The following is a 25,978-nucleotide window of genomic DNA, read 5'->3' on the forward strand; positions in this document are numbered from 1 at the left end:
TCTATCGCTGCACCTGCACGAAACCGCTTCGCTTTAATTTCGATTCCTCGCAGAGGTATTCCAGGATGTAATAATAGACGCCGTCGTTGACCACTTCACCGTTTACCGTACCATTCCAGTACACACCCGGATGATCCGAAACAAAAACCGTATTTCCCCATCTGTTCACGATTTCCAGGTGATATCCGGTCAGATTTTCCGATTCAATGACAAATTCATCGTTAATCAGGTCGTGATTCGGAGTGAAAATATTGGGAACATTTCCCAAATGCATGCTTCCAAAATCCACTTTCACGGAATCGGTATTGGTGCAAAATCCGTCATAAGCCATCACATAATAAACACCCTGTGTGTCTACTTCAATAAACGAAGCAATCTCCCCGGTATTCCAGGTCAGTGTTGCACTTGAATTTGCCAGGTTATAGAGTTTCAAAGGTTCTCCGGGACATATTTTCTTCGCGTCTCCCAGTTCCAGGGCAGGAATTTCCCGAACGGTGAATGTTTTGGTGATGGAATCCGAACAACCGCTCTCATTGGTCACCGAATAGGTGATCGTATACTCATCCACTTCATCCAGGGGAAGGTGTTCGGTGAAATTCGAACCAACATGCACACCGTTGATCACCCAGCTTTGATCCTGGATTGGGTTGATGGTAGTTGTTTGCCCGAAAAGAGTTGCCGTGTCTCCCAAACAAACGGAGGACAGGGAGAAATTGGCTTCCGGAAGATCCGGAACTTCGTTCAGAGTCACATTGATTTCAAGATGAATGGAATCGCACCCGAAACTCGGATTCGGAATATCGACTGTATACAATCCCGGCTGATTCACTTCGACCAGGTTGGTTCCCAAACCGCCTACAATTCCAGGGCCGCTCCACACGTACTCTTCAAAACCATCAATGCAGCGGATGTAGTATTTCTGGTTCGTACAACTGGAAAAGGTATTGATCAACTGGGAAGTGCAATATGCGTCGATATAGGAATAACCAAAATGTACGTCGTAAACACACCATTTATTCACGAGTTCTATGTTCAGTGTCTGCCCGATATAAGGTGACAAATCAATCGCGTTGGTAGCCCATGGCCTGTAAAACACCGGAAGGTTCCAATACATCGAATCACTTTCCTGGTAACCATCGCTGATTTGCGGTTTGGCAATTGCCACAAAATGCGTACAGGGAATTACCTGTCCTGATGAATCCGTTACGTGTACTTCTACCCTTGCCGCTTCGGATTCGCTATGATCCACACCAAGTAAAACTACCGCGTAGGAGTATATAAAGTATTTGGTTGAACTGTCAATGTAAATCGACCGTTTGATCGTTGAAAGATTCGACTCTTCACGGCTTCCTAGTTTTACGGCAAAAAAACCGGATGAAGCCAGCGGGAAATTCCCGTAAAAATCCGTTTGTCCCTTGTTCACAATTTCCACATTTCCCTGTGAAATCCATCCGCTGGAATCGCCATCTTCAAAATCAATGTTCTGACAATGCGACTGTGCAGACAAGTTGAAAACAGAACATAGAAAAAGCAGGTGATACAGGACAATTTTGTTCTTCATTCAAGATTGATTTTCTTAAGCTATGACGTAATATTCAACATAAGGTTGGATTTTGGCGGTTGATTTAATCATTTGATGATATTCAGTAAATCTATTTGGAGATCAAAACCGGATCGCTTACTTTTGTATCGACATGAAGTTTTTGAACAGCATCTTACGCCTTCCGTTTTTCAGCACATATTATTACCGAGTAATATCTGCTCGGAAAGGCTATGCATATACTTCAAGATGAATCTCTAAGTAAGAAAACAAACAGTTTATCATAACCAGAAAGCCCGGGCAAGTTGTCCGGGCTTTTTTATTATTCAAAAAAATGGAAACACGCAACAAATTAAAAGAACACGTCGAAATCATTCTTCCGGAAAATGGACTGGAAGCGAAATGGAAACAAGCGAAAGCAGAAAACCGGAAGCTGGTCATCAAACTCGGATTCGATCCCACTGCCCCCGACCTGCATCTTGGACACGCTGTCGTACTCAAAAAACTGAAGCAATTCCAGGATGCAGGACACCAAATTGTGATCCTGGTTGGCAGCTTCACCGCACGAATTGGCGACCCGACAGGTAAAAACAAAAGCAGAAAACCACTAAGCACCGAAGAAGTTCAGCGGAATGCGGAAACATACCTCCATCAACTGGATAAAATTATCGACGTCTCCAAAGCGAACGTGGTCTTTAATTCCGACTGGCTGGAAGCGCTTTCTTTTTCTGAAATCATCCAACTATTGTCACGGGTTACGGTAGCACAACTCCTGCAACGAAATGATTTCAATACACGCTTTTCGAACAATACTCCGATTGCGATGCACGAACTCGTATACCCGATTCTACAGGGATTTGACTCGGTGAAAATCAATGCGGATATCGAGATGGGCGGAACGGATCAATTATTCAATTGCACAATGGGAAGACAGCTCCAGGAAAGTTTTGGAATGAATCCGCAGATTGTGCTATGCATGCCGTTATTGAAAGGCTTGGACGGGAAAGAGAAGATGAGTAAATCACTTAATAATTTCATTGGACTGACGGAAGCTCCCAACGAAATGTTCGGAAAAACGATGTCTATTCCAGATAGCCTGATCTTAGAGTTCCTGGAACTGACAACGGATTTCTCCTCAGGTGAAAAAGAATCGCTGAAAAAACGCCTGGAACAAGGTGAAAACCCGATGAATCTCAAAAAGATCATCGCAAAGAACATCATTCAGCAATACCATGATGAACGAGCTGCCGAGGAAGCAGCCCTTTTCTTCGCCAGCCAGTTTCAGAACCGGAATTTTGACGAGAAAGTATTCCAACCTATTTCCATTCACTCCATCCAGTCGTTCAACGGGAAATTGCCATTGATCGACTTGTGTATCCAGTTGAAAAGCGGTTCGACCAAATCGGCTGTTAAACGACTGATTGAGAGTGGTGCAGTCCAGGTAAACAATGAGAAAATCTTCGATCCGCAGGTGATTGTTGAATTACGGAAAGCGATTAGGATCAAATTGGGGAAACGGGACTTTTTCGAAATCAAAAATTAAAAATGCCGGGCAGATTTGCCCGGCATTCTGTTTATTTCGTATTGTGTTTTCAAAGCAAAGCAATAATTTCTTCCTGGATTTCCACACCATTGTGTTCGTTGTACCAGTTCTGCAAACGAGTTTTCACTTCTTCAAACGGCGCTTGTTTTTGTTGCATTTCGTGAAATAATTCCTGGCATCCTACAGGTCTTGGGCCCCATACAGCCAGGTCTTCTCCTGCCGCATTTTGAACAACCAGTTTCGGGATTGCTTTTCCGCCATTCGTCAGATAATGCTGAATCCGGTTCGGTTCTGCATCGCGCAGTTCCAAATCCAGGTGAATCAACGGATTCAATTCGGCCATCATTTGGATAAACGGAACACTATGTGCCGCATCTCCACACCATGGTTCGGTGATCAAAATCCAGTTTTGCGGTTCACTGATTTGTTTGATTTTCTCCTCAACAGCAGGAAGAAGTTGTCCTTTCTTCAACCAGCGGTTCATCCGCGACCAGTTCAGTTTGACATAATCGAAGTAATCTTTGTTATCATAAGGTACCTGGGGATTCGAATCATGTAAAATCTGTTCGAACAATGCTGTATAAGTCTGAAATGTCATAAAAAGTTATTTGAATGCTGCAAAGATAAGGAGAAACAAGCCTTCTCAGCGTTTGCGGAACACCAAAAATCCGATGATCAGAGCAATCCCAAGCAACAGAAACCAAATGGCTTTGTTTTCGATAAAAGCAAAGGAAACAATCAGCGCCGGAACTAAAAAAATGACCAGCAAATGAAATTTTCCCTGGTGTTTGTTGCTCATGGAGAATGAATCAATAAATGAGGTATAAAGATAGGATTTGTATGTGTAATTCCGCATTCATTGCTACGAGTTACAAAACTGTAAACGTAATTCCGCAATATTACGTCCCCGATTTCACGTCATAAATCAGCTCCGACAAATGCTCTTCTTTGAAGTAAAGCTGTGCAATCTCCTGCAATTCCTCACTCGTCAAACGATCAATACTCGCATACATTTCCTGAATCGTGTCAATCTGATTGAACAACAGCAACGATTTTCCCAATCCCTGCATCAATCCCACATTGGAATCCAGGGACAGTGCGATGTGCCCTTTCAATTGTTCTTTTGCCTGCTGCAACTGTTTTGAAGTCAGCGGAATCTCACGCAGTTTTTTCAATTCTGCATAAATAATCTTCATCGTTTTAGCGACGTATTTTTGATCCGTTCCGAAATAAATGGACCAATAACCCAAATCCGGGTAAGGCGAATACTGCGCTTCGATGTTATAGGTATAACCGTATTTTTCACGGACAGACAAAATGAGTCGGGAATTCATTGCCGGACCACCCAATACATTCGTCAGCATGGTCATTCCGCGGCGGTGATCACTGTTGTAGCCCGGAGCAAGTCCTCCGATAATGGCATGTGCCTGGTAATTTCCTTCTTCTACCCGTTTTTTCACCGGCATGTAGGTGTCAAATGTTTTGGGAACGGCTTTGATTTTTCCACCCGGCATCGAGTGGAAGTGCTTTTCGAGACATTTCACCAGCGTGTTTAGCGGGATATCTCCCACAAAAGAAAGCACCGTGTTTTCGGTAAAGAAAAACTTGTCGACATACCTTTTCAGCGATTCTCTTCCGAAGGACTGAACAGATTCCGGGGTTCCGAGGATATTGTTTCCCAGCGGGTGGTTCGGGAAGATCAGCGCTTCATAATCATCAAAAATCTTATCGCTTGGATTATCGAGGTACGAGTTCAGCTCGTCCAATACGATTTCCTTTTCTTTCTGAATTTCCTTTTCGGGAAAGTTGCTGTTGATGGCAATATCCGAAAGGAGTTCGGCCGCACGATTCAAATGAGATTTTACAAAAGAAGCATACAAACAGATTTCTTCTTTCGTGGTATAGGCATTCAATTCTCCTCCAACCGAATCGAGCCGGGAAAGAATGTGAAATGCCTTGCGTTTTTCCGTTCCTTTGAAAATACTGTGTTCCAGGAAGTGTGCAAGTCCAACCTCATGTTCCTCTTCAAACCGGGAACCGGCCAAAACAGTTACTCCCAGATGCGCAACCGGTGAATTCGCGTGCAAATAAACCAATCTCAGCCCATTGGAAAGGGTATGGATATGAGGTAATAATTCAATCATTTGTTAAGGATTCTTGCGGTACAATTCCCAGGAATGGTCGGGTTTCAGGTTAAAAACAATGCGGTCGTGCAAGCGGGAAGCTCTCCCCTGCCAGAATTCCACATTGACCGGTTTGATGATGTAACCGCCCCAATGTTCCGGACGAGGCACACTCTCGGGAAATTGCTCCGAAAATGCCGCAACCCGTGCTTCCAGTTCTTCCCGGGAAACGAGCAATTCACTTTGATGAGAAGCCCATGCCCCCAGTTTACTGCCGCGTGGACGCGATTCAAAATAGGCATCGCTCATCTCGGTTGGCACTTTTTCTGCGAATCCGGAAATACTGATCTGGCGCTCCATTTCGGGCCAATACAATAACGCATGGACTTTTGGGTTTGCTTCGATCGCTTTTCCTTTGTCGCTTAAATAATTGGTGTAAAAAACGATTCCTTCTTCGAGCAATTCTTTCCAGTAAACCACACGGGATCGCGGAAATCCATCCAAACCGATTGTCGAAACAATCATGGCATTGGGTTCCGTTGCCGGTTTTTCAATCGCTTCTCTCAACCAACGGGATAATAACTTAAACGGTTCGTCTCCGAAGTGTTCTTCCAGCTTTCCCTGGTCGAACTGGTGATGATCGTTGCGGATTGCTTTTAAAATGTCGTCCATCCAGGCTTATTCTTCTTCTCCAAACTGATCGTCGATAATACTGTCTTCGTCATCTTCCAATTCGTCGGAATCAGATCCCGGAGCTGAGAATACCGTTTTGGTTCCCATCACGTGTTCTGCAACTTCTGCTTTCACCTGGCGTTCAAATTCAACGGCTACGCGGTCTTCAGACTCATCTCCGAAAGGGAACACATCAATAATCGGTGAAATGGTAATGGAAGGAATGACGTAATCGATCATCATACCACCCAAACTTTCTTTCAAACGTTCGAATGCATCTTTTACGGAATGAGCCGTTACCAGGAAGTTCTGAGAAACTTTCTTCGCTTTTGCTCCTTCCTCTCCTCCGTCACCTCCGGCTTCGTATGTAATTTTACATTTGTACCAGATTTCTGCATCTTCGTAATGGAAAATATCGTGGAAATCCGTGCGGGAAATTCCCGTCACGACAAACTCTCCACGAATCAGGCTTCCCAATTCTTCATAGATTCGTGCTTCAGCATCCGTGAAAGTCATCGCTGCCACCAAATACGGTTCAGAAACGCGTTTGAAAGTTCCGTCTTCCAACTGCTTTGTATATTTAACCTTAACGGTAAACCAACTGTTCATTTAATCCAAATTTTTAGAGATACAAAGATACGACTAATTGAAAATTGAAAAGGTAAAATTGAAAAGTAATCCGTTAAAAAAGAAAAGTCTCGTGATGACTTGAATCAAAGTACTTTGACAAATCTTTTCAATTCTCCATGCTCACTTTTGAAAAAAGATGACTTCGACTCCGCTCAGTCTTCTTTTTTACATGTTGAATGTTGAATTCACTTAATCCCGGTAAATCTGCCCATTATACAACACCATCACGGCACGATTCGGCAAAGTGACCATCACACCGTGGCCGTTGATCAGGAATTCGGTATCGTTGATCGTGGTAATTTCCTTATATGTCCCTCCAATAGAAGCTCCTACCCCGCCCATCAGTGTGCGGAATGCAACCACGTCGTTTTTCAGCTGCCATTCTTTTACCACAAAATTCGCTACATCTTTCTTTTCGCCTTTGAAGTACTGGTATGTTCGGTTGGCATCCCCCCAAACAATCAAGTCGTCTTTCGCATCCCAGAATTGAGCAAAAGAACTCAGCGTTTCGTATTTTCCTTTCCCGTAAAATTTCAGGTTTCCCTGCAGGTCTTCGTAAGCCAGGAACCCGCGTCCCGCTTTCACTTTCGGTACGCGGAATTCTTCTACGTCCAAAAACTCACCGTCCTGGAAAACCGCAAACGTACGTGTTTGAGGATCGTTGAAACCCAGAATGTCTGTTCCTGCAAAGAACTCATAGTCTGTTCCGTTGTATGTACCCAGATCAAAAATCTGACCGCGGTAGAATACTTTATAAATGTCTCCGTTGTCTTTAAACACCAGGAGGTTGTCTCCCTGCACAACCGGTGCAGGAAGATCTGTTGTGCTTTGAACGAGTGTCGAGATTTTTCCCTGGTAAACGACATTCAATGAATTGTAACGCGTATCCTGGAATGTGATCAATGAATCCGAAACCCAGTAATCACCACCGAAAGAAGTCATATTGTGCGGTTTCCCGTTTTCGTAGTAGAACAACAACTGACCGATGTTCCATGCCGCCATGTGATCCGAAATTTTGAACGTTGCCGGCTGGTTGGTCATTACACGGGAGAACGTTCCATCGTAGATTTTAAAGTCGCGCTGATTGTTGTAGTAAGCAATCACCTCGTCTCCGTGAAGCAGGCCTGTTACAGCCTGGTGGTCAACCTGGTTGAAATATCCGTCTTTAAACGACCGGAAAAAATTGTTGTAATCCATATAGGCGAAAACCGTCTGTTTCTGGGCAAAAAGACCGGTTGAAAAAAGCAAGAAGCCAAAAGTCAGTAATTTCATAGTTCCGAAAATAACAAAAACCGTGCAATTAATTACGAATTGTGAATATTGAATGATGAATGAACCTACACCAGTCAGTTCGAGTACCGAAGTGTAACGGAGGTGTATCGAGAACAACTGGGCCCGAAAAATCTCCTTTCGCCGTTCTCGATACGCTACGCACTCGAACTGACGAAAGTCTTAATTCAGTACTCGAACAGACTCAAAACACCATCAAATCGTCATTCGTAATTACACTTTTCCCTTTTCAATTGTCAATTCTCAATTGATAAAAGCCGTTCGTCCGGAATTTGCTCCGAAATTCAACTAAATGACTCTAAAAGAGATTTTGTTTTTATTTTCGTATCAAACTAGTCGAAAAATTCAACATGAAAAAAAGTCTTTTTACAGCATTGTTGCTTTCGTCTTCGATTTACGGCTTCTCGCAGGAGAAAGTGAAGTATGTCGAATATGATCTGGCAAACGGAATGCATGTTATTTTGCATGAAGAGCACGCTACCCCGATAGTAGCTGTTTCGGTCATGTATCACGTAGGTTCCAAAAACGAAAATCCTTCCAGAACAGGATTTGCGCATTTCTTCGAGCACTTGTTGTTTGAAGGTTCTACCAACATCAAGCGCGGAGAATACTCCGAACTGGTGGAGAAAAACGGTGGTGCATTGAACGCAAATACCAGCCAGGACAGAACGTACTACTACGAAATCCTTCCTTCCAACCAGTTGGAATTGGGATTGTGGCTGGAAAGTGAGCGTTTGCTGCATGCAAAAGTGGATCAGACAGGTGTTGAAACACAGCGCGAAGTGGTTAAAGAAGAGAAAAGACAGCGTGTAGACAACCAGCCGTATGCAACGTTTATGGAAAACCTCTTCAAACTGGCGTATAAAAACCACCCTTACCGTTGGGTTCCGATCGGAAGCATGGAAGATTTGAATGCTGCGCAGGAAGTGGATTACGTTAATTTTTACCACACATTCTATGTTCCTTCCAACGCAGTTCTTTCGATTGCAGGAGATATCAATATCGAGCAGACCAAGAAATGGATTGACAAGTATTTTGCTTCCGTTCCGAAAGGACAGGCCATTAATTTGTTCCGCGATTTCGAAAACCTGTCCGATGCAGATTTCAAAACAAAATACGGCGTTGAGAAGAAAGCATTCGATGCGAAAAACTTCAACAACCCGACGGATGCAAAAGCAAAAGAATTGTTGAAAAAATACAGCGCAATGGCGTGCGAGATTCCTCGTCCAAACCCGGCATTCGAACCAATCTCCGGAGTGGTGAGAGAAACGGTTTACGACAATATCCAGCTTCCGGCTGTATTCATGGGATACAAATTCCCGAAAGAAACGGATAAGGATTTCGCTGCTATCGAATTTTTGAACGCGGTTCTTTCCGGAAGTAACTCTTCCCGTATGAACAAAGACATTGTTGAGAAAAAACAGCAGGCTGTAGCAGCATTCTCGTTTGCCTTCAACATGGAAGATCCGGGAATGGGAATTGTAGCTGCAATTGCTTCAAACGGAACGTCTGTACAGGATTTGGAAAAATCACTGGATGAAGAGATCAAATCGATCCAGGACAACCTGATTTCCGAAGAAGAATTCCAGGCGGTAAGAAACCAGTTTGAGAACCAAATCGTAAGTTCGAACTCTACTGTTGCCGGAATTGCTGAAAACCTGGCTCAGAACAGAATGTATTTCGGAAATACGGAGCTGATCAACAAACAGATGGAGCTTTACATGAGCGTTACCCGCGAGGACATTCAGCGCGTTGCGAAAAAGTACCTGACGCAGGATAACCGCATCATTTTATATTATTTACCAAAGGCAAACTAACAGAATAATCAGATCATGAAAAAGTTAATTACACTTGTTGCTTTATGTGCATTTACAGGGGTTTACGGACAAATTGATCGTTCTGTAAGACCTGCGGCAGCGGCGGCGCCAACGATCAACATCAAAAACTCGGAAGTTTTCAAACTGAGCAACGGAATCACCGTGATTCTTTCTGAAAACCACAAACTTCCACGCGTTTCTTTCTCTCTGACGATGGGAGCTTCCCCGATGATCGAAGGTTCCAAAGCGGGAACCAACAGATTGATGGGACAATTGCTTACTTCCGGAACAACCAAACGTTCGAAAGACGTATTGGATAAGGAAGTAGACAACATGGGAGCATCTTTGGATGCTGACGGAGGTTCTGTTTACTTCTCTTGTTTGACCAAACACATGGAAACAGGTTTGGACATCATGCAGGATGTGGTGATGAACCCGGCTTTCCCTCAAAGTGAATTCGATCGTATCAAAAAACAAAACGAATCCGGGTTGTTGTCTGCGAAATCAGATCCGAACACCATGGCTTCGAATGCAGAAAAGAAAATCGACTTCCCGAACCACCCGCTGGGTGAAGTCATGGACGAGGCTTCTCTGGCTGCTATTACGATGGACGATGTGAAAAACGATTACAAAAAAGTATTCACTCCAAACGGAGCGTACCTGGTCATTGTGGGTGATATCAACAAGGAAAACGCGATGAAACTGGCTGAAAAGTATTTCGGAACGTGGAAAGGCGGTGCAGTTTACAAAGAAGATTTCGGAAGCGGATTGAAAGCAAAAGGAAACCGCGTGATTTTCGTAAACAAACCGGGAGCAGTTCAGTCTGTGATCGACATTACGTTCCCGATCGATATGAAACCGGGGGCTAATGACCAGATTGCATTGAATGTCATGAACAGCATTTTGGGTGGTGGTTCTTTCGGAGCACGCCTGATGCAGAACCTGCGGGAGGACAAAGCGTACACGTATGGATGTTATTCTGACTTCGAAGTAACCCGAAACGGTAGCTGGTTCGGAACTTCCGGAAGCTTCAGAAACGACGTAACGGATTCCGCAATCACACAAATCCTGAACGAGATCAACCGCATCAGCGACAGCTATGTAACTGATGACGAATTGAACCTGGCAAAATCAGCTATGGCCGGAGGATTTGCACGTTCATTGGAAAGACCGCAGACAATCGCACGTTTTGCACTGAACATCATCCGTGAAAACCTTCCTGCTGATTACTACCAAACTTACCTGAAACGCCTGGAAGCAATTTCCAAGGACGATGTATTGATGGTAGCTCAGAAGTTCTTCAAAAACGGATTCAACATCGTAGTGGTAGGAAACGAAGAAATCCTTCCGAAGCTGAAAGCGTTTGACAGCGACGGGATCATCGAAAAACTGGATCCGTTCGGAAATCCTGTGAAAGAAATGAAGAAAGCGGACATCACTGCTGACCAATTGATCGAACGTTACATCAACACCGTAACGAAAACAGCTTCTGCAAAGGATTTGGCGAAGAAAATGAAGAAAGTGAAATCGGTTGTGAAAAAAATCGAATTGTCTTCTCCTCAAATTCCGGTTACCATCAACATGACAGATGTTTTCGTAGCTCCGAATAAGGAAGCAATGAAAATTGAAGCTCAGGGAATGGTATTCCAAAGTTCATTCTACGACGGAACAAAAGGTTCTGAAATGAACATGCAGACCGGTAAAAAAGCGTTGACTGCTGAAGAACTTGCTGCGAAGAAAAAAGGTGAAGGTTTGTTCCCTGAAGCAACTTACAAGACTTCCGGAATGAAATACGAAATCAAAGGAATCGAAACCATCAACGGAAAAGATTACTACGTATTGGTAAGCAACGACGGGGAAAAAGAATCTTTCGACTACTTCGACGTAACGACTAACCTGAAGTTTAAAACGATTTCCATCGTAAAACAAGGGGAAGAAGTGATCGAATCGACTGTAACATTTGACGATTACAAAGATGTAAACGGATTCCTATTTGCTCACAAACTGACTCAGACAGCTGGTGAAATGAGCCTTTCAGGTGTTGTAAAATCCGTTGAATTCAACGGAGAAGTTGATAAAACCATGTTTGAATAAATCAGACTTATTCATCATTCGAAAAGGGTTTGGCTTCGGTCAGACCCTTTTTTGTTTCCGGTACGCATCAACCTGTTTCTGAATACATTCCCAACCTCAAACGGTTTTCGAACGTTCTGTTTCTTTATAACGCTAAACGAAAACACGATGAGAACTACTATTTCTTTTTTTACACTCCTCTGCTGCTTACCTGTCTTTTCTCAAAACATCATCCTTGATCCGGATTTCGGAACTGACGGGATCGCAACCGTTGAAAACACATCCGAAATCAACAAGAGCATTCTGAATCCTGACGGAACGATTATCAGCGCCGGTTTCACAATCAATACCAACACCGGAGGTTATTACGCAACCATCACCAAACACCGGGCAGACGGAACACTTGAAACCAGTTTCGGTACCGGTGGAATTACCTATACTCCAGTGGGAAACTCTGACTTGGTTCTGGATCTCGAAATTCAACCCGACGGGAAAATCCTGCTTGCCGGAACCACTTACCAGGGACAAAGTTCGGGCGGACAGGATCTCTTCACGGCTTTCGTGATTCGTTACCATTCAAACGGACTGATCGACTACGGTTTCGCATCGAACGGGATTTTTAGGGAAACACATTACACCGACAGTCAATATACTTCCATCATCTTACAAAGTGACGGCTCGCTGCTACTCATCGGGAATGCTGACAACCTGACCCGTCTCACCAGGCTGACTTCCGGCGGAGTACGTGATATCAATTACGGAATCAACGGTGTCAAAACCATCAGCGATCTCACGAATTACTTTTTCATCAATAGCGGTGGAATCCGGTTGAACGACGGCTACCTCTTGTGTTACGGGATGAACGCCACCACTATTTCCAACAGTAGTGTGACCTGCGCAAAAATCGATTCACTGGGCAATTTTGTTTCGTCATTCGGACAAAACGGAAAAGCTTCCTTTAACCTGGATGCGGGGCAAAACGTATCGGAGATGCTTTCAAAAGCCCGGGAATTACCCGATGGAACCATCATTCTTGCCGGAAGCGCATCAGACAAGATCATTTTAAAAATCCTCGCTGACGGAATACCAGACAGCACTTTCGGAACAAACGGCGTATTGCATCACACGCTTCCCTTTAACGACATGCTTGTACTCCAAAACGGAAAAATCCTGATCGGAGGCAGTGTCATCATTTCCACCAACAATTACGGCATGTCTGTTTCCCGCTTCAACAGCGATGGAACAATTGATCCCGGATTCAACGGAACAGGTACATTTGAAGCTGATCTCTCCACCAGATCGGATCTACTCAAGTCTATGATTTTGGTCGACCAGGATCACCTGCTGGCTACCGGAGTGGGGCGCCTTTTGAGTTTCAGTCCCAATTTTGCACTGGCGAAAATCGATATGAGCCATACGCTTCACCTGGACGAAAACAAGGCAGGAGATATCTCGGTTTATCCCAACCCTTTTTCAAGCGAATTAAGCATTACCTCAGAAAAACAGTCAGTTACAAGTATTCAGTTAATCGATGCTTCGGGAAGAATAGTCAATCATTTCCAGGTAAACGATCCCAATACCAAACTCTTTCTGGATCATCTTGCGCCCGGAATTTACCAGGCTGTTTTCCTGCTGGATCAGAATGAACGGATCAGTAAAAAATTGATGAAACAATCAAATTAATTAACTACACAGGTACATAGAACCACATAAATCATCCGACTTGAATGAACCGCAAAGGAACAAAGGACGCTAAGAATTATTGTTTAAAAACAGATGATATACACATGTTTATCTGCGTGCCTCTGTGGGAAAAAAAGTGATTGATTTTTCAAAGTAAACCGGTGGTTCTATGTACCTATGTGATCCAACGAACAAATATCTCCTTCTTTTTGCTCCCCGGACAACCTTTCTATTTTATGTTTTGTATTGATTCAAAATAAAATCAATGCACATGAAAACCTTCTTTACATGCTTTTTCATCTTCCCTATTCTGAGTGCGGGTGCTCAAACTGTTTCACTGGACAATACCTTCGGGAATTCCGGAGTGGTAATTACTCCCAATACCTCTGAGATTAATGTCGTAACAACTGCCTCTGACGGTTCGGTCTTCAGCGCCGGTTATACCATTCAGAACGGAGGAATCGGTATTTACCACCTAACCGTTTCCAAACACAACAGCAACGGAAGCATTGCTTCCGGTTTCGGGACAAACGGCGTCGTAACTACTGCTGTCAACTATTCCGAAATGCCTTACGATATTGTTCTTCAACCCGACGGAAAAATCCTGGTGGGCGGTTCTGCCTACCTTGGGCCAACACAATCCGGTCCGGGTGATTACCGTACATTTGTGGTTCGCTACCTTCCGAACGGAACACTCGATTCCGGTTTCGGGACAAACGGTATTTTCCTTTTCGACCATTACGACAGTCATCTGAACTCTATTTTGCTTCAAAGCAACGGCTCTATCCTGTTGGCCGGAAATGCGGGTTATCAGTGTTGTATTACCAAATTGACTTCCAGCGGTGTTCTCGACACAAGCTATGGTTCGGGAACCGGGGTGAAATACATCGGTGATGCCAACTATCAGCTCATCTGCTGGGGAGGAATCATGCTCAGCGACGGCAATACCTTGGTTTACGGTTACGAAAACAGCGACTGGTCAAACACCAAGATTACCTGTGCTAAAGTCAATTCCCAGGGAAATTTTGTAACTGCTTTCGGTCAGGGAGGAAAAGCCATTTTCGATACCTTCGACAGCGATACGGTCATCGATCCGGTTGTAGAGCTTGTTTCCAAAGCTGTCGAATTACCTGGCGGAAAAATCATCCTGAATGCTCAATCATTGACGGGAACCATTCTCAAACTTCAGGCAAACGGGACATTGGATCCCGCATTTGCTACAAACGGAATCCTCACCCACACACACCGCTCACAGGACATGCGGATTCAACCCGATGGAAAAATCCTCCTGGGCGGAAGCAAGCTAATCTCGGATTACAATTACGGATTTGTCATTACACGCCTGAATACCGACGGAACATTGGATCAAAACTTCAACGGGAACGGAATCTTTACGGCAGATATTTCTCCCTACAGTGAATACTTTCAAAGTATGACACTTGCAACTCCCACCAAACTAATCGTAGGCGGCTCTTCGCGATTTACCGGAGACGATGCTTCTTTCATGCTTGTCGGGATCGATATGAGCCAAACGGTCGGTATCTCGGAGCACACGTTGGAAACGATTTCCGTTTATCCGAATCCGTTCAATGATCAGCTGACGTTTTCGGTTCCCGCTTCGGAACTTTCCGGGATTACACTCTTTGACGCTTCAGGACGCGAAGTGAAACGCTTTGAAGCGGTTGAGAATAATTCATTGCAGTTGGGGGATCTCGCAAACGGGATGTATCACCTGGTTTTTTACGTAAAATCGGGAGAACAACAGCGTGTTGCTGTAGTCAAGCACTAATTTAATTTTAAATCAAACCGTATTTGACTTACCAATTGACCGGAAAATCCGTTCTTTTGGTTTATGGTAAAATACATCCTGGCATTTTTCGTATTCATCAGCAACCTGTGCCTGGCAAATATGGCTTCCCCTATCCAGGAGGGAACGCATGCTATTACTGCAATTTCCAGTAAAGACATCGCCATTTTGAATGAAAATATCCGGATCAGCATTGATAAATACTTCAACAAGGCCTTTTACCAGGTTGAATATACGATTCGAACTGAAAGCGGAGGAGTACAAATTCCTCTGCTTTTTCATGCGCGGGATTATCTGGGAAAATTCAAAGTATGGCTTGATGGAAAAGCAGTTGAATTAAAAGAAGTTCCCCTTTCTCCCCAGGACACCTTGAAGCGGTTCGATGGTTTTTCGGATGCTTTTAGAAAAACGGACAGCCCTTTTCCAACAGAATTGTTGGTACGCTATGACGTTCATTCCGGGAGGTATTTTCCACTTTCAGATTTTGTTTACTTTGAAGTGGACTTATCCAAAGGCGTGCATCAGATTTCCGTTGAGTACGTCGGCGGCGTGTGGGCTGATCGTTCGGGTTGGCTCAAGAAATACAGTTTTCGCTATTTCCTCTCTCCCGCCCGCGAATGGAAATCGTTTCACGAACTGTATGTTTCGATCGATGCTTCTGCTTTTAAGGAAACCATTCATTCAAACCTTGGGAAACCGGATTCCGGAAGCTTGAAGCAAACCGCCCACTGGACGTTCAAAGGCATCCCTTCTGATTATATTGAGTTGAGCTACCAACCAAAACCCAGCAATTTTGCCGGATTATTGATCGGGATTTCCCCGCTCGGACTAACGCTTATTTTCGGACTGGTCTTAATCTTGCTGCACATTGGGGTCATCCGGTTCCTGATCAAACGTAGTAAAATGATTCTTTCGTCTTTTGTAGTTGTTGCGGGAAGTATTCTCATTCCTTTTGTCATCCTTGCCGGTTATACGTTCAGCTATGATGTCATCGATTCGGCGATCGGGATGCATGCCGGCAGGTATCACGGCTACACCTTCCTGGTTGTTTTTCTCTACGTCATTGTGATGCCTGTTTACTGGCTGGGTATTCACCAAATCACCACGTCTTTCAAACGATCTTTTGCACGAAAACTGTAACTTTGATTCATGCAGTTGAAATCATACCTGGAACGCTTTGGCATTTTTTCAGAAGAGGAGATTGACCAGGTTCTGAAATTATATACGCCCCGGAAGGTTCAAAAATCCGATTATTTCATCCGGGAAGGTGAATCCTGTTCGGAAGTGGCATTTATTGTTTCCGGTACATTCCGCTCTTTTTATATCTCGGAAACGGGAGAAGAAGTGACCTATTGTTTCCGCTTCCGGCAGGAGTTTATGACGGCTTATTCGGCTTTCATTACCGGAAGTCCGAGTATGGAAAACCTGCAGGCACTTTCGGACGGAGAACTGCTCGTGATCCGGCGCACCGAAATTGAAAAACTCGAAGCACAAAACCCGAAATGGACACTTTTCCTGAAAATCGTTGCCGAACAACAATACCTGGAACTGGAAGGCCGGGTGTTTCAATTACAGCGGGATTCTGCACAAAAACGTTACCGGGATCTGATTGAGAACCAGCCGGAGTACATTCAACAAATTCCACTTCAACACCTTGCTTCCTATCTTGGAATTACACAACGACATTTGAGCCGGATCCGGAAACAGGTCGTTTTGTGACATATGTCCTTTTTTAAGGAATCAGGTCCCCGTAACTTTGCTCAAATTCAAAGTATATGAGTAAACGAATCCTGATCATTAACGGACACCCCAACCCAGATTCATTCAACTTCGGCATTGCAGAAGCTTACCGGAAAGGTGCAGCGGCATCCGGAGCGGCAATCAAAGAAATTGTTATTGCCGACCTTGATTTCGATCCCAACCTGAAATTCGGTTATCAAAAACGAACAGAACTCGAACCGGATTTGCTGGAAGCCTGGGAAAAAATCCAGTGGGCCGAACACCTGGTTTGGATTCACCCGGTTTGGTGGGGAGGTTTGCCGGCAATCACCAAAGGATTCATCGACCGCTTGTTTCTTCCTGGTTTCACGTTTCAGTATCGCGAAAATTCCAGTTTGTGGGATAAACTACTGAAAGGAAAAACGGGACATATCATCACAACCCTGGATCAACCCGGCTGGTTTTACCGTTTCTATTTCAGAAGACCCAGCGTGAACCAGTTGAAACGCTCTACCCTACAATTTTGCGGAGTGAGTCCGGTGAAGGTGAATTATATCGGGATTATTAAAAATTCCAAGCCTGAAATGCGGGCTAAATGGTTGGAAAAGGTCGAACATTGGGGACGGAAGTTAAAATAGGGAATTTTTCTTTCTGGTTTCATCCGTTTGCCAACCCGCCCGTGTGAAGAAAAACAACGGTTTGCGGAGTTTGGAACTGCTGAAGTTTGAGCCATTCTATTAACGCGAAAAAGGCCTTACCGGTATACACTTTGTCGAGCGGTAAATCGTATGTCTGTTCACAGAAACGAATGAAATCCAGTAATTCTTCGTTCCATTTTCCATAGCCGCCGAAATGAAAATCCGGGTGCACCTCCACCCGGCTCAGGCTTTCTTCGATCGCATCCGGATCGACCAAAAACGGGAACAGGAGTTTGCGCATTTCACGCAATGCATCAAATCCTTTGAGAGCCGGAACCACATGCATGCAGGTGTGTTCTTTTCTGCCAGCTGCCAATCCACAGCTGGTAGCGGTTGTTCCCTGGGCAACAAACAAGTGGTCTACCTCATCCGGAAGTTCTTTCCACAATTCCTGGCATCCGGCCATTCCGTAAAAGTTACTTCCCCCTTCCGGAACCAGCAGGTAAAACGGATATTCTTCTTTCCAGGCTTCCTGGGCAATTTTGTCGTTGCGGTCATCGTACTCTGCCCGGGATATAAATTTCAATTCCATTCCCAGTTCGGAACACCTTTTGAGGTTCTCATTACTGGAGGTATTCAATTCTTCTCCCCGCACCAAACCGATGGATTTCAACCCCGCCCGGTTACATGCCGAAGCCGTTGCCAGCAAGTGATTGGAATATGCTCCGCCGAAGGTCAGAATTCCATCTTTTTTCTGAAACTGAGCCAGTTCGATGTTGTACTTCAGCTTTCGCCATTTATTGCCCGAAACTTCCGGGTGAATCAAATCATCGCGCTTGACAAGCAGCTTCACCTTACCGAAGGTAGCTTCATCCAGTTTGATTTCCTGTAAAATGGATTTGGAAGTATCGAAGAGCTCCATGAAATGCTTAATTTTGTTGTATGATTGATGATGATTTTCGTCCGCTTCCCAAAAATAACGGTTTAGACCCGGATGATTTCTATTACACTCCGGAAGGATACATTGTTTTTACCGAAAAGTATCATTTGAAACGCGGTCACTGCTGTAAAAGCGGCTGCAGACACTGCCCTTATGGGTATGATAAGAAAACCGACTCGTTTAAGAAGTGAACTCAAATTGAAAATGGATCATTGACAATTGATAAGAAAGTTTTACCGATTTAAAATAATTCCTCTTTTCAATTTTACCTTTTCAATTCTCAATTCAAGACACGTATTCCTCGAACAAGCGCTCCACTTCTTTCTGCAGATCGGATGTTTTTCCCGGGTGTGGCCGTGACGTTTGAATAATGGAACTGCGTACTGCTGTGAGCCAGCGGAATCGTTCCGGTAATTCTTCACACGCAATCGGACCACCTTCTTTTGCCCCTGCACTGATCAGTTCAAAAGCCCGCAGGTTCGATTTGACCTGTTCAATATCCAATTCGCACTTGAATAAACGCAAACGTTCTTCCGGAAGCTCAATCTTCGTTTGAATGAATCGTTGCTTCTTGGAGAACAAAATAATCCCCACGTTGATGAATTCTTCCCGTTCTACCTGAGGCACCAGACGGATTACAGCGTACTCATATAAGAACATTGCGTGCATTTTTAGCTTCGTTTACAAAATTGTCGGAATGTGCCAGGCGGAGATTCAAAAACTGTTTATAGACCGCTCTGATCTCATCCGGTGACGCATCCAAATCGTCCCAATGAAGCCATGACTCAGGAATCGCATCGACCAAACGGTTCAGGTTTTCCTCGTTTAGTTTCGATTTACAAAAGGTATTCGCTTCGTCCATTTTTGATGCCTGGGGAAGCAGAACATGATCCTTTACATATACAAAATTGCTGATTGCCGTTTTCTCCCAGTTTTCCCAGGTATGGTGAAAATAAAATGCCGCGCCGTGATCAATCAGCCACAATTCCCGTTTCCAGATCAGCATATTGGTATTCCGGAACGTGCGGTCGATATTCGTAATAAACGCATCCAGCCAAACAATACGGGAAGCTGTGTCTTCGTCTACTTTTGTCACAACCGGATCAAATGTAATAGCTCCCGACAGAAAGTGCAGTCCCAAATTCAACCCGTGACTTCCGCGCAACAAATCCTGGATTTCTTCGTCGGCCTCTGACCTTCCGAAATCCTCATCCAGGTTCACAAAAACCAGTTCCGGGACTTTGAATCCCAGAATCCGTGCAATCTCTCCACCGAGGAATTCCGAGATCAGGGCTTTGACTCCATGACCTGCACCACGAAATTTGAGTACGTACTTAAAATCATCGTCCGCATCGACCAAAGCCGGAAGCGAACCTCCTTCACGCAAAGGCGAAATATACCGCGTGACGTTGACTGTTCTTAAAAAATCAGACATCCTTTTATATCATCTCTATTTTTACCCTCGTAATCTTCGCGCCAATCCCGGGCATCCGGGATCATTACTCGTCTTCGATTTTTCGAATACCGTTTTCAGGAACTTTTCCCGTGTATTCCGCTAAAATGTTCTTGATGTATTTGATATCCGCTTCTGCATCACCGGTTGGAACAAACAGGGAGTGAAATCCACCGATTTTCCGTTTGTAATCAATGTAGGCAATGTAGATCGGAACACCTGCATTCTGTGCAATGAAATAAAATCCTTTTTTCCAGTGAGGCTGGTAGCTCCGGGTTCCTTCGGGTGTAAAAACCAGGAAACACTTTTCGTTGTCTTTGAAATAATTGACCGCCTGCTCGGTAATGTTTTTGTTTTTCTTCTTTCGGTCAACCGGAATTCCTCCCAGGGCTTTCAGGATGATTCCCAGCGGGAAAAAAAACAAGTCTTTCTTGATCAGAAACTTGGCATTCACCTTGTAGTGTGCAAATGCCATTTTACCGATCACAAAGTCCCAATTTGAAGTATGCGGGCCCACAACTACTACGGCTTTATCTACTCCAACCGGAGTATGACTGTCTATTTTCCAACCGAATACCTTCAGTACCCAGAAAAAGAATTTTCCCATGAAACAAAGGTACAATTTCAAGTAAAAAATTACCTTTATATCATGCAAATAAAAAAACGCATTTATGCTGCTTTCCTCGTCGTGCTGCTCACAGCATCCAGTTTATTGATTTTTATTTGCATCAACCTGCTTTCGAATAATCACAGCAATCCGTTCGTGCCAATTCCGAAAGACAGCCGCTGGGTTGTGAGAATGGATGCCGAATCGTTTGTGAAGACAGAGATTTATCACACGCTCTTCACGGAAAAAGACGATGCTTTTATTCAGCAGGTCAGAGACCTGATCGAACGCGCCAGCAATTCGAATTCGGATAAAAAGCCGTTGTTTATTGACTTCCAGGAGGATATTGTGCTCTACAACATCGAACGAAACAACAAAGGGTTCCTGGTCATCGCGGTTCAAACTCTGAATGGCCCGGCTTTCAGCAGAAATATTGCAGACTATTGCAGAATCAATCAAACCGGTGGGGCAAAAGACCGTTGCGGGATTTATGTGCACCAGGTTAAAGGTGAGAAAGCCAGTACATCCGAACTGAAAACAGTATTGAATGATGTACTGAACGCTCCGTTCCGGGAATTGCACAAAGCTGTTCCGGAAAAGAATGAGTTCATCGCCGTAAACTGGAAGAATACCCCGGGAGAAAGTGGTTTTTCCGCAGCAGATGTATCGATCCAGTACCAAAACAGTGAAATCAACCTGGAAGGAACGCTGACCTACCCGAAAAAGCCGGCTCCGGCTCTCCGATTTGGTTTGAATCCGAAAGGTGTTTACATCTATTCGCGTTTGCAGGTGGGTTCTCTCCCTGACACTTTACTCCAGTTCTTCCCGAAAGACCTGCCTCATTTCACCGACATCGAAGCGTATGCAGTTGATCTGAATGGAACGGCTCTGGAAGATTCAAAAGACAGTTTGCCAAACTTTTACGGTTACCTTCCTGTTCCCGTTATGAACCTGGTCGTTCAAACCAAAAGTGACTGTAAGGTGGAAGAACTCTGGAAAGCATTCCCTGCTTCCGCCCGAAGAGAAAACCTGCGTTTGAGTTTCGGGGAAATCTCTTTCCAACTCAAGCAACTTGCACCAAACTGCTATTTCATCGGGGTTGATCCGAAAGCAGTTGTTCCCTACTCCGGCAACGATATTTTCTTTGTGAAAGGAAAACTGGAAAAAGCAACCCAGATTTACGGCGGTACGTTTGTGACTGCTATCATTGAAAATTCAGGGCCTGTAAAAGCCATCAATGATTTCCTGAAAAGCACGCGTTCTATCCGGATCGATCTCAAGCCAGGAAAGGGAAATCAGTATGTGGTAAATGGTAACATTCAATTCCGGGAAAAGAGACAGCCGCTCCACGAGCTTTCTAAAATGGTTTTCGGATTGGGGGTCTTTGAGCTTTAATCGTTTTTTATTTTAATGCAAAGACGCAGAGAGTTTGTCTGTTTTAAACCAAAACCACATAAGTAACCAGACTTGAATAAACCACAAAGAGTTATCATTTGAAAACATCACCAAGTCTAATTGATCTGCGTTATCAACGAGATCGTTCGGCTGAGCTCACGACGAAGTCTGAGGGCTAAAATTGGCTTGGATTAAACGTAGCGTACTTTAATCGTAACGGTTTTGTCTTCTTTCAGCTGGAATTTGAAGCTCTCGAATTTCGGTTTGCTCCATGCCGTGTGGTAGTAGTCTGAGAAGCCGAAGCCTTCATCCGGAACAAACATGCTGTAGTCCATTTCCTTATTTGCGTTTTCGTCATCGAGCAGTGCGACACCGTATTCTCCGGGTTCAATTCCGGTAATGACACAAGTCATCGTGTTATTCTTCACCGCATCCTTTTCAAACAAACGTACTTTCCACGGAATCTCTTTCTTAAAGTTCTCCGCCGTACGGTAGATCTGCAATTGAAGTTTACCCGAGTTGTTGCGGATATTGGTTACTTTGACCGTAATGGAGTAGTAACTCGTTGAAGGTGATGTAAACGAAAGCGACACCAGGCAGACAAAAGCAAACAGGATAAAAGGAAAAACGAATCTTTTCATGGTAAGTACAAAATAGATATGCTCGCATAAAACTAACTGATTCCCTTCAAATTCTTTCAGTTGTGAAGCAGATTTAACAATTTCAAAAAGTAGGCCGGTGCACCGAGCAGACGCGAACCATACCATGAGAAATATTCTCCGTCCACCAGGATGATTTTACTCGCAGGAAACTGCTCCTGCAACGCTTCCAGGTGTTTTTCCTTAAACGGATAAGGTTCTGAACTCAGGAATATATAATCGGGAACGAGCGTTTCCAGTACCGCTTCCGGGTAACGTTCTTCCGATACCGCATTTTCAAATCCCAGTGTTTTCAGCATGGAATCAATAAAGGTGTTTTTCCCTGCGGCGATGTACGGATCTTTCCAAATCAGGTAGAGCACACTCTTACCGGTCGATTTCAAAGTTTTGAGTTGGTCGAAGTTTTGGATAATCGATTCCTTCAATTCAAGAGCCTTTGCTTCTGTTCCGGTCAGCTCCCCGATTCTCATCAGCATATCGAGGGCGTCTTCCAGGTTGAAAACATCACTCATCCACACCGGGAATTCTTTTTCCAGTGCTTCGATATCAGCCCGGTTATTTTCTTCCTTGTTTCCGATAATCAAATCCGGTTTCAGGGAACGAATCCGATCAATTTTGGCATTTTTGGTTCCTCCGATCTGCTGCACTTCCCGTCGCAGTTCCGTGGGATGAATACAGAATTTGGTCACTCCGACCAGTTTTTCTCTCAACCCCAGGTCAACAAGCAATTCTGTTTGGGAAGGAACCAATGACACTATACGCGAAACGGTGGAATTGACTTCCACCGTTCGCTGCATTTGATCTGTATATCGGATTTTTTTCACTATGCCAACGAAGCAATAATGTCCTGACGAGTTAAAATCTTCTTGTCTCCGTTTGCCCGTTCAACGATTACTGCAGGAGTTTGTTCGTTAATCAATTTCGCCACTTCTTCCATTTTCGCTGTTGAAGCAACAACCGGGAAAGGTTTCTGCATGATTTTTGAAATCGGAGTGTCTCTCAGTGCCGGATTGTCGATCAACAATTGGTATACCTGGGAATCATTCAGGGAACCTACCAGTTCACCGTCTCTCAAAACCGGAATCTGGGAAATATTGTATTTGCGCATTTTCATGATCGCGTGCGATACCAGCTCTTCGGAGTACAAGGTCACCAAAGGCAAATCTGCATGACGCGCGATGACATCTTCTGCTGTTTTAAATTCTTCTTCCAGGAATCCCCGTTCACGCATCCAGTCGTCGTTGAAGATTTTCCCAACGTAACGGCTTCCGTGATCGTGGAACAAGACCACTACGATATCGTCTTCCGTTAACTGATCCTGCAACTGGATTAATCCTCCGATCGCTGCTCCGGCAGAGTTTCCGACGAAAATTCCTTCTTCACGTGCCAAACGGCGTGTGTAGATTGCCGCATCTTTATCTGTTACTTTCTCAAACAAATCGATCACATCGAAATCCACATTTGCAGGAAGAATGTCCTCCCCGATTCCTTCTGTGATGTACGGATAGATCTCGTTTTCGTCAAAAATCCCTGTTTCTTTGTATTTCTTGAAAACAGAACCGTAGGTATCAATTCCCCAGATTTTCACATTCGGATTTTGCTCTTTCAGGTATTTTCCAACTCCTGAAATCGTTCCTCCTGTTCCTACTCCAACGACAAAGTGCGTTACTTTTCCATCTGTTTGTTCCCAGATTTCAGGACCGGTCTGCTCGTAATGTGCTTCGCGGTTCGATAAGTTATCGTATTGGTTTACATACCAGGAGTTCGGGATTTCCTGAGCCAAACGGCGGGAAACCGAATAATAGGAACGTGGATCGGAAGGCTCAACGGCAGTAGGACAAACCACTACTTCAGCTCCAACTGCACGCAGGATATCCATTTTTTCTTTCGACTGTTTGTCGTTCAGTACACAAATCAGTTTATATCCTTTCACAATCGCTCCCAAAGCAAGTCCCATTCCTGTATTTCCGGAAGTTCCTTCGATGATGGTTCCTCCCGGCTTAATCAATCCTGCCTTTTCAGCATCTTCGATCATTTTGACAGCCATTCGGTCTTTCACGGAATTTCCCGGGTTGGTTGTTTCAACCTTCGCCAAAACAGTTGCCTTACAGTTCTTGGTGAGCTTGTTTAATTTCACCAAAGGTGTGTTACCAATGGTCTCCAATATATTGTTATAAACTTTCATGTGCTGAATTTTACGCAAAGATAGAAGACTAATTTGGTTTATCCAGCCCTAAACTTAGAAATTATGAACTGGAATCAACCGAAATTCAAACAATCAAAATATCTTTGCTTTTAAGCGAAAAAACTATGAAAAAAATCCTTACGGTATGCCTCCTTAGCCTCCTGGTTTTCAGTTCTTGCAGAACCACGCAGGGCATGCGCATCCAGGTTCAGAAACCTGCAACGATCAACGTGAGCAGAGACATCCGTTCACTTGCCCTGTTAAATCATTCCATTCCCGGTAAAATGGGGCTCCTGGAAGGATCTTTGACACTCGAAACCCCGAAACAGGACAAAGAACTATCTTCTGAATGCATTCGCGGGATTGACGAATTGCTCCGCACCAGCCAGCGTTTTCAGATTAAACGATGTGACAGTACGATGCTTGCTTCCAAGAGTTCCAGTACGGATTTCGGGACAACTATGAGCTGGGAACAGATCGATAGTATCTGTAAGCGATACGAAACAAATGCTGTGCTTGTCCTGGAGTTTTTCGATACGGATTTCAGTATTATCAACCCGGCAGCAACAGCGGTGAACGCAGTTCAAAACGTATTAAACGGATCACCCCAGGTGGAAGTCACCGGGAAAGCAACAGCAAGAGCAGGTTTCCGGTTGTACGATCCTGCTACCCGGACGATCGTTTACGAGGACCGTTATGCACAAAGTCAGGCATGGATTCAGCGATCAACCAACCCAGTGGAAGCTATCGCCAGGTTAATCAAACGAAACGAAGCGTTGATTTCTGTTAGTTATTTCACCGGAGAATCCTTTGCTCACGATCTGGTTCCGTTGTATTTCTGGGAACAACGCATGATGTATGTCGGTAAAGGCGGTATGAAGATCGGTTCGAGACAAGCTTTGACAAGGGACTGGGAAGGCGCATTGAAAACCTGGCTGAACGAATACGAATCCAATACAAAGTCGAAAATAAGAGCGCGCGCAGCCTATAATGTGGCATTAGCTTATGAAGTTCTGAACGACCTGGACCATGCAAAAGCCTGGATTCAGAAATCCTATGTGGAAGGCGGCAAACGCGAAGCATTGGACTATTCCAATATCCTGGAGAAACGGATTCGTGAACAGGGACGCCTGGAAGGACAACTTTAATGGAGAAGTGAACACTGACCAGTTAAAAGTGGTCAGAACGGACCGCTCATTCTCAC

The 25,978-nt window shown here is 44.3% G+C and carries 25 protein-coding genes; 11 read left to right on the top strand and 14 right to left on the bottom strand.

Going from position 1 to position 25,978, the window contains the following annotated elements:
* Position 1 precedes the first annotated feature (1 nt).
* Positions 2-1,561, bottom strand: coding sequence for a gliding motility-associated C-terminal domain-containing protein (locus ABDV94_RS13470; protein WP_343747718.1), 1,560 nt, complete (start codon positions 1,559-1,561; stop codon positions 2-4).
* Positions 1,562-1,874: 313 nt separating this feature from the next.
* Here ABDV94_RS13470 and tyrS point away from each other — a divergent pair, with 313 nt between their 5' ends.
* Complete coding sequence (gene tyrS, locus ABDV94_RS13475) at positions 1,875-3,083, top strand: tyrosine--tRNA ligase (RefSeq protein WP_343747719.1); 1,209 nt, start codon at positions 1,875-1,877, stop codon at positions 3,081-3,083.
* Positions 3,084-3,132: 49 nt separating this feature from the next.
* Here the strand turns inward: tyrS and ABDV94_RS13480 are convergent, their stop codons facing one another.
* The 6 genes from ABDV94_RS13480 to ABDV94_RS13505 all read right to left on the bottom strand — a co-directional run bounded on the left by ABDV94_RS13480 (position 3,133) and on the right by ABDV94_RS13505 (position 7,780).
* Entirely contained in the window at positions 3,133-3,681 is a 549-nt protein-coding gene (locus ABDV94_RS13480; protein WP_343747720.1) for a thioredoxin family protein, read from the bottom strand.
* A gap of 45 nt (positions 3,682-3,726) precedes the next feature.
* Positions 3,727-3,939, bottom strand: a complete 213-nt coding sequence (locus tag ABDV94_RS13485) for an LPXTG cell wall anchor domain-containing protein (RefSeq protein WP_343747721.1) — start codon at positions 3,937-3,939, stop codon at positions 3,727-3,729.
* Positions 3,940-3,982: 43 nt separating this feature from the next.
* Positions 3,983-5,227 (bottom strand): pitrilysin family protein, encoded by a 1,245-nt coding sequence (locus ABDV94_RS13490; protein ID WP_343747722.1) that lies wholly within the window; start codon positions 5,225-5,227, stop codon positions 3,983-3,985.
* A 3-nt stretch (positions 5,228-5,230) separates the two neighbouring features.
* A complete protein-coding gene (gene pdxH / locus ABDV94_RS13495) occupies positions 5,231-5,878 on the bottom strand; it encodes a pyridoxamine 5'-phosphate oxidase (RefSeq protein WP_343747723.1) in 648 nt (215 codons plus the stop codon).
* Positions 5,879-5,884: 6 nt separating this feature from the next.
* On the bottom strand, positions 5,885-6,487 hold the full coding sequence (locus ABDV94_RS13500) for a DUF4494 domain-containing protein (protein ID WP_343747724.1): 603 nt from the start codon (positions 6,485-6,487) through the stop codon (positions 5,885-5,887).
* 210 nt (positions 6,488-6,697) lie between these two features.
* Complete coding sequence (locus ABDV94_RS13505) at positions 6,698-7,780, bottom strand: hypothetical protein (RefSeq protein ID WP_343747725.1); 1,083 nt, start codon at positions 7,778-7,780, stop codon at positions 6,698-6,700.
* 368 nt (positions 7,781-8,148) lie between these two features.
* On the opposite strand from ABDV94_RS13505, the gene ABDV94_RS13510 reads away from it, so the two are divergent.
* The 7 genes from ABDV94_RS13510 to ABDV94_RS13540 all read left to right on the top strand — a co-directional run bounded on the left by ABDV94_RS13510 (position 8,149) and on the right by ABDV94_RS13540 (position 17,535).
* On the top strand, positions 8,149-9,615 hold the full coding sequence (locus ABDV94_RS13510) for a pitrilysin family protein (protein WP_343747726.1): 1,467 nt from the start codon (positions 8,149-8,151) through the stop codon (positions 9,613-9,615).
* A 15-nt stretch (positions 9,616-9,630) separates the two neighbouring features.
* Positions 9,631-11,709, top strand: coding sequence for an insulinase family protein (locus ABDV94_RS13515; RefSeq protein WP_343747727.1), 2,079 nt, complete (start codon positions 9,631-9,633; stop codon positions 11,707-11,709).
* Positions 11,710-11,856: 147 nt separating this feature from the next.
* Positions 11,857-13,371, top strand: a complete 1,515-nt coding sequence (locus ABDV94_RS13520; RefSeq protein ID WP_343747728.1) for a T9SS type A sorting domain-containing protein — start codon at positions 11,857-11,859, stop codon at positions 13,369-13,371.
* Positions 13,372-13,642: 271 nt separating this feature from the next.
* Positions 13,643-15,160, top strand: a complete 1,518-nt coding sequence (locus ABDV94_RS13525) for a T9SS type A sorting domain-containing protein (protein ID WP_343747729.1) — start codon at positions 13,643-13,645, stop codon at positions 15,158-15,160.
* Positions 15,161-15,223: 63 nt separating this feature from the next.
* The gene (locus ABDV94_RS13530; protein WP_343747730.1) at positions 15,224-16,318 is read left to right on the top strand and encodes a hypothetical protein; all 1,095 of its coding nucleotides are present in this window, start codon (positions 15,224-15,226) and stop codon (positions 16,316-16,318) included.
* Between the two features lie 9 nt (positions 16,319-16,327).
* Positions 16,328-16,897 (top strand): Crp/Fnr family transcriptional regulator, encoded by a 570-nt coding sequence (locus ABDV94_RS13535; protein ID WP_343747731.1) that lies wholly within the window; start codon positions 16,328-16,330, stop codon positions 16,895-16,897.
* A 56-nt stretch (positions 16,898-16,953) separates the two neighbouring features.
* The gene (locus ABDV94_RS13540; protein ID WP_343747732.1) at positions 16,954-17,535 is read left to right on the top strand and encodes an NAD(P)H-dependent oxidoreductase; all 582 of its coding nucleotides are present in this window, start codon (positions 16,954-16,956) and stop codon (positions 17,533-17,535) included.
* A gap of 19 nt (positions 17,536-17,554) precedes the next feature.
* On the opposite strand, the gene ABDV94_RS13545 is transcribed toward ABDV94_RS13540, so the two are convergent.
* Positions 17,555-18,457 carry a pyridoxal-phosphate dependent enzyme gene (locus ABDV94_RS13545; protein ID WP_343747733.1) on the bottom strand — a complete coding sequence of 301 codons (903 nt, stop codon included), beginning with the start codon at positions 18,455-18,457 and terminating at the stop codon, positions 17,555-17,557.
* Between the two features lie 20 nt (positions 18,458-18,477).
* Here ABDV94_RS13545 and ABDV94_RS13550 point away from each other — a divergent pair, with 20 nt between their 5' ends.
* A complete protein-coding gene (locus ABDV94_RS13550) occupies positions 18,478-18,666 on the top strand; it encodes a DUF5522 domain-containing protein (protein WP_343747734.1) in 189 nt (62 codons plus the stop codon).
* Positions 18,667-18,760: 94 nt separating this feature from the next.
* On the opposite strand, the gene ABDV94_RS13555 is transcribed toward ABDV94_RS13550, so the two are convergent.
* From ABDV94_RS13555 to ABDV94_RS13565, 3 genes are all read right to left on the bottom strand, one after another.
* Positions 18,761-19,135 carry a DUF3037 domain-containing protein gene (locus tag ABDV94_RS13555; protein WP_343747735.1) on the bottom strand — a complete coding sequence of 125 codons (375 nt, stop codon included), beginning with the start codon at positions 19,133-19,135 and terminating at the stop codon, positions 18,761-18,763.
* A complete protein-coding gene (locus ABDV94_RS13560; RefSeq protein WP_343747736.1) occupies positions 19,122-19,910 on the bottom strand; it encodes a HipA family kinase in 789 nt (262 codons plus the stop codon). Before ABDV94_RS13560 ends, ABDV94_RS13555 begins: the two co-directional genes overlap by 14 nt.
* Positions 19,911-19,974: 64 nt before the next feature.
* Complete coding sequence (locus ABDV94_RS13565; RefSeq protein ID WP_343747737.1) at positions 19,975-20,535, bottom strand: 1-acyl-sn-glycerol-3-phosphate acyltransferase; 561 nt, start codon at positions 20,533-20,535, stop codon at positions 19,975-19,977.
* A 42-nt stretch (positions 20,536-20,577) separates the two neighbouring features.
* Between ABDV94_RS13565 and ABDV94_RS13570 the strand changes: the two genes are divergently transcribed.
* Complete coding sequence (locus ABDV94_RS13570) at positions 20,578-21,930, top strand: hypothetical protein (protein WP_343747738.1); 1,353 nt, start codon at positions 20,578-20,580, stop codon at positions 21,928-21,930.
* 191 nt (positions 21,931-22,121) lie between these two features.
* On the opposite strand, the gene ABDV94_RS13575 is transcribed toward ABDV94_RS13570, so the two are convergent.
* The 3 genes from ABDV94_RS13575 to ABDV94_RS13585 are packed head-to-tail and all read right to left on the bottom strand — an operon-like array spanning position 22,122 to position 24,774.
* Positions 22,122-22,571 (bottom strand): DUF2141 domain-containing protein, encoded by a 450-nt coding sequence (locus ABDV94_RS13575; protein ID WP_343747739.1) that lies wholly within the window; start codon positions 22,569-22,571, stop codon positions 22,122-22,124.
* A 56-nt stretch (positions 22,572-22,627) separates the two neighbouring features.
* A complete protein-coding gene (locus ABDV94_RS13580) occupies positions 22,628-23,386 on the bottom strand; it encodes a helical backbone metal receptor (RefSeq protein ID WP_343747740.1) in 759 nt (252 codons plus the stop codon).
* A gap of 26 nt (positions 23,387-23,412) precedes the next feature.
* The gene (locus tag ABDV94_RS13585) at positions 23,413-24,774 is read right to left on the bottom strand and encodes a pyridoxal-phosphate dependent enzyme (protein WP_343747741.1); all 1,362 of its coding nucleotides are present in this window, start codon (positions 24,772-24,774) and stop codon (positions 23,413-23,415) included.
* Positions 24,775-24,899: 125 nt separating this feature from the next.
* Between ABDV94_RS13585 and ABDV94_RS13590 the strand changes: the two genes are divergently transcribed.
* Positions 24,900-25,922, top strand: coding sequence for a DUF6340 family protein (locus ABDV94_RS13590; protein ID WP_343747742.1), 1,023 nt, complete (start codon positions 24,900-24,902; stop codon positions 25,920-25,922).
* Positions 25,923-25,978 lie beyond the last annotated feature (56 nt).

Origin of the sequence: Fluviicola sp., from assembly GCF_039596355.1 — a bacterium.
Lineage (GTDB): Bacteria > Bacteroidota > Bacteroidia > Flavobacteriales_D > Crocinitomicaceae > Fluviicola.

Excerpts from the sequence above, each read along its gene's own strand:
- ABDV94_RS13525 (WP_343747729.1), top strand. The coding sequence starts at position 13,643 with ATGAAAACCTTCTTTACATGCTTTTTCATCTTCCCTATTCTGAGTGCG.
- ABDV94_RS13565 (WP_343747737.1), bottom strand. The coding sequence starts at position 20,535 with ATGGGAAAATTCTTTTTCTGGGTACTGAAGGTATTCGGTTGGAAAATA.
- ABDV94_RS13540 (WP_343747732.1), top strand. The coding sequence starts at position 16,954 with ATGAGTAAACGAATCCTGATCATTAACGGACACCCCAACCCAGATTCA.
- ABDV94_RS13535 (WP_343747731.1), top strand. The coding sequence starts at position 16,328 with ATGCAGTTGAAATCATACCTGGAACGCTTTGGCATTTTTTCAGAAGAG.
- ABDV94_RS13545 (WP_343747733.1), bottom strand. The coding sequence starts at position 18,457 with ATGGAGCTCTTCGATACTTCCAAATCCATTTTACAGGAAATCAAACTG.
- ABDV94_RS13515 (WP_343747727.1), top strand. The coding sequence starts at position 9,631 with ATGAAAAAGTTAATTACACTTGTTGCTTTATGTGCATTTACAGGGGTT.
- ABDV94_RS13470 (WP_343747718.1), bottom strand. The coding sequence starts at position 1,561 with ATGAAGAACAAAATTGTCCTGTATCACCTGCTTTTTCTATGTTCTGTT.
- ABDV94_RS13500 (WP_343747724.1), bottom strand. The coding sequence starts at position 6,487 with ATGAACAGTTGGTTTACCGTTAAGGTTAAATATACAAAGCAGTTGGAA.
- ABDV94_RS13550 (WP_343747734.1), top strand. The coding sequence starts at position 18,478 with ATGATTGATGATGATTTTCGTCCGCTTCCCAAAAATAACGGTTTAGAC.
- ABDV94_RS13575 (WP_343747739.1), bottom strand. The coding sequence starts at position 22,571 with ATGAAAAGATTCGTTTTTCCTTTTATCCTGTTTGCTTTTGTCTGCCTG.
- tyrS (WP_343747719.1), top strand. The coding sequence starts at position 1,875 with ATGGAAACACGCAACAAATTAAAAGAACACGTCGAAATCATTCTTCCG.
- ABDV94_RS13570 (WP_343747738.1), top strand. The coding sequence starts at position 20,578 with ATGCAAATAAAAAAACGCATTTATGCTGCTTTCCTCGTCGTGCTGCTC.
- ABDV94_RS13490 (WP_343747722.1), bottom strand. The coding sequence starts at position 5,227 with ATGATTGAATTATTACCTCATATCCATACCCTTTCCAATGGGCTGAGA.
- ABDV94_RS13555 (WP_343747735.1), bottom strand. The coding sequence starts at position 19,135 with ATGTTCTTATATGAGTACGCTGTAATCCGTCTGGTGCCTCAGGTAGAA.
- ABDV94_RS13510 (WP_343747726.1), top strand. The coding sequence starts at position 8,149 with ATGAAAAAAAGTCTTTTTACAGCATTGTTGCTTTCGTCTTCGATTTAC.
- ABDV94_RS13480 (WP_343747720.1), bottom strand. The coding sequence starts at position 3,681 with ATGACATTTCAGACTTATACAGCATTGTTCGAACAGATTTTACATGAT.
- ABDV94_RS13530 (WP_343747730.1), top strand. The coding sequence starts at position 15,224 with ATGGTAAAATACATCCTGGCATTTTTCGTATTCATCAGCAACCTGTGC.
- pdxH (WP_343747723.1), bottom strand. The coding sequence starts at position 5,878 with ATGGACGACATTTTAAAAGCAATCCGCAACGATCATCACCAGTTCGAC.
- ABDV94_RS13585 (WP_343747741.1), bottom strand. The coding sequence starts at position 24,774 with ATGAAAGTTTATAACAATATATTGGAGACCATTGGTAACACACCTTTG.
- ABDV94_RS13560 (WP_343747736.1), bottom strand. The coding sequence starts at position 19,910 with ATGTCTGATTTTTTAAGAACAGTCAACGTCACGCGGTATATTTCGCCT.
- ABDV94_RS13580 (WP_343747740.1), bottom strand. The coding sequence starts at position 23,386 with ATGCAGCGAACGGTGGAAGTCAATTCCACCGTTTCGCGTATAGTGTCA.
- ABDV94_RS13505 (WP_343747725.1), bottom strand. The coding sequence starts at position 7,780 with ATGAAATTACTGACTTTTGGCTTCTTGCTTTTTTCAACCGGTCTTTTT.
- ABDV94_RS13485 (WP_343747721.1), bottom strand. The coding sequence starts at position 3,939 with ATGCGGAATTACACATACAAATCCTATCTTTATACCTCATTTATTGAT.
- ABDV94_RS13590 (WP_343747742.1), top strand. The coding sequence starts at position 24,900 with ATGAAAAAAATCCTTACGGTATGCCTCCTTAGCCTCCTGGTTTTCAGT.
- ABDV94_RS13520 (WP_343747728.1), top strand. The coding sequence starts at position 11,857 with ATGAGAACTACTATTTCTTTTTTTACACTCCTCTGCTGCTTACCTGTC.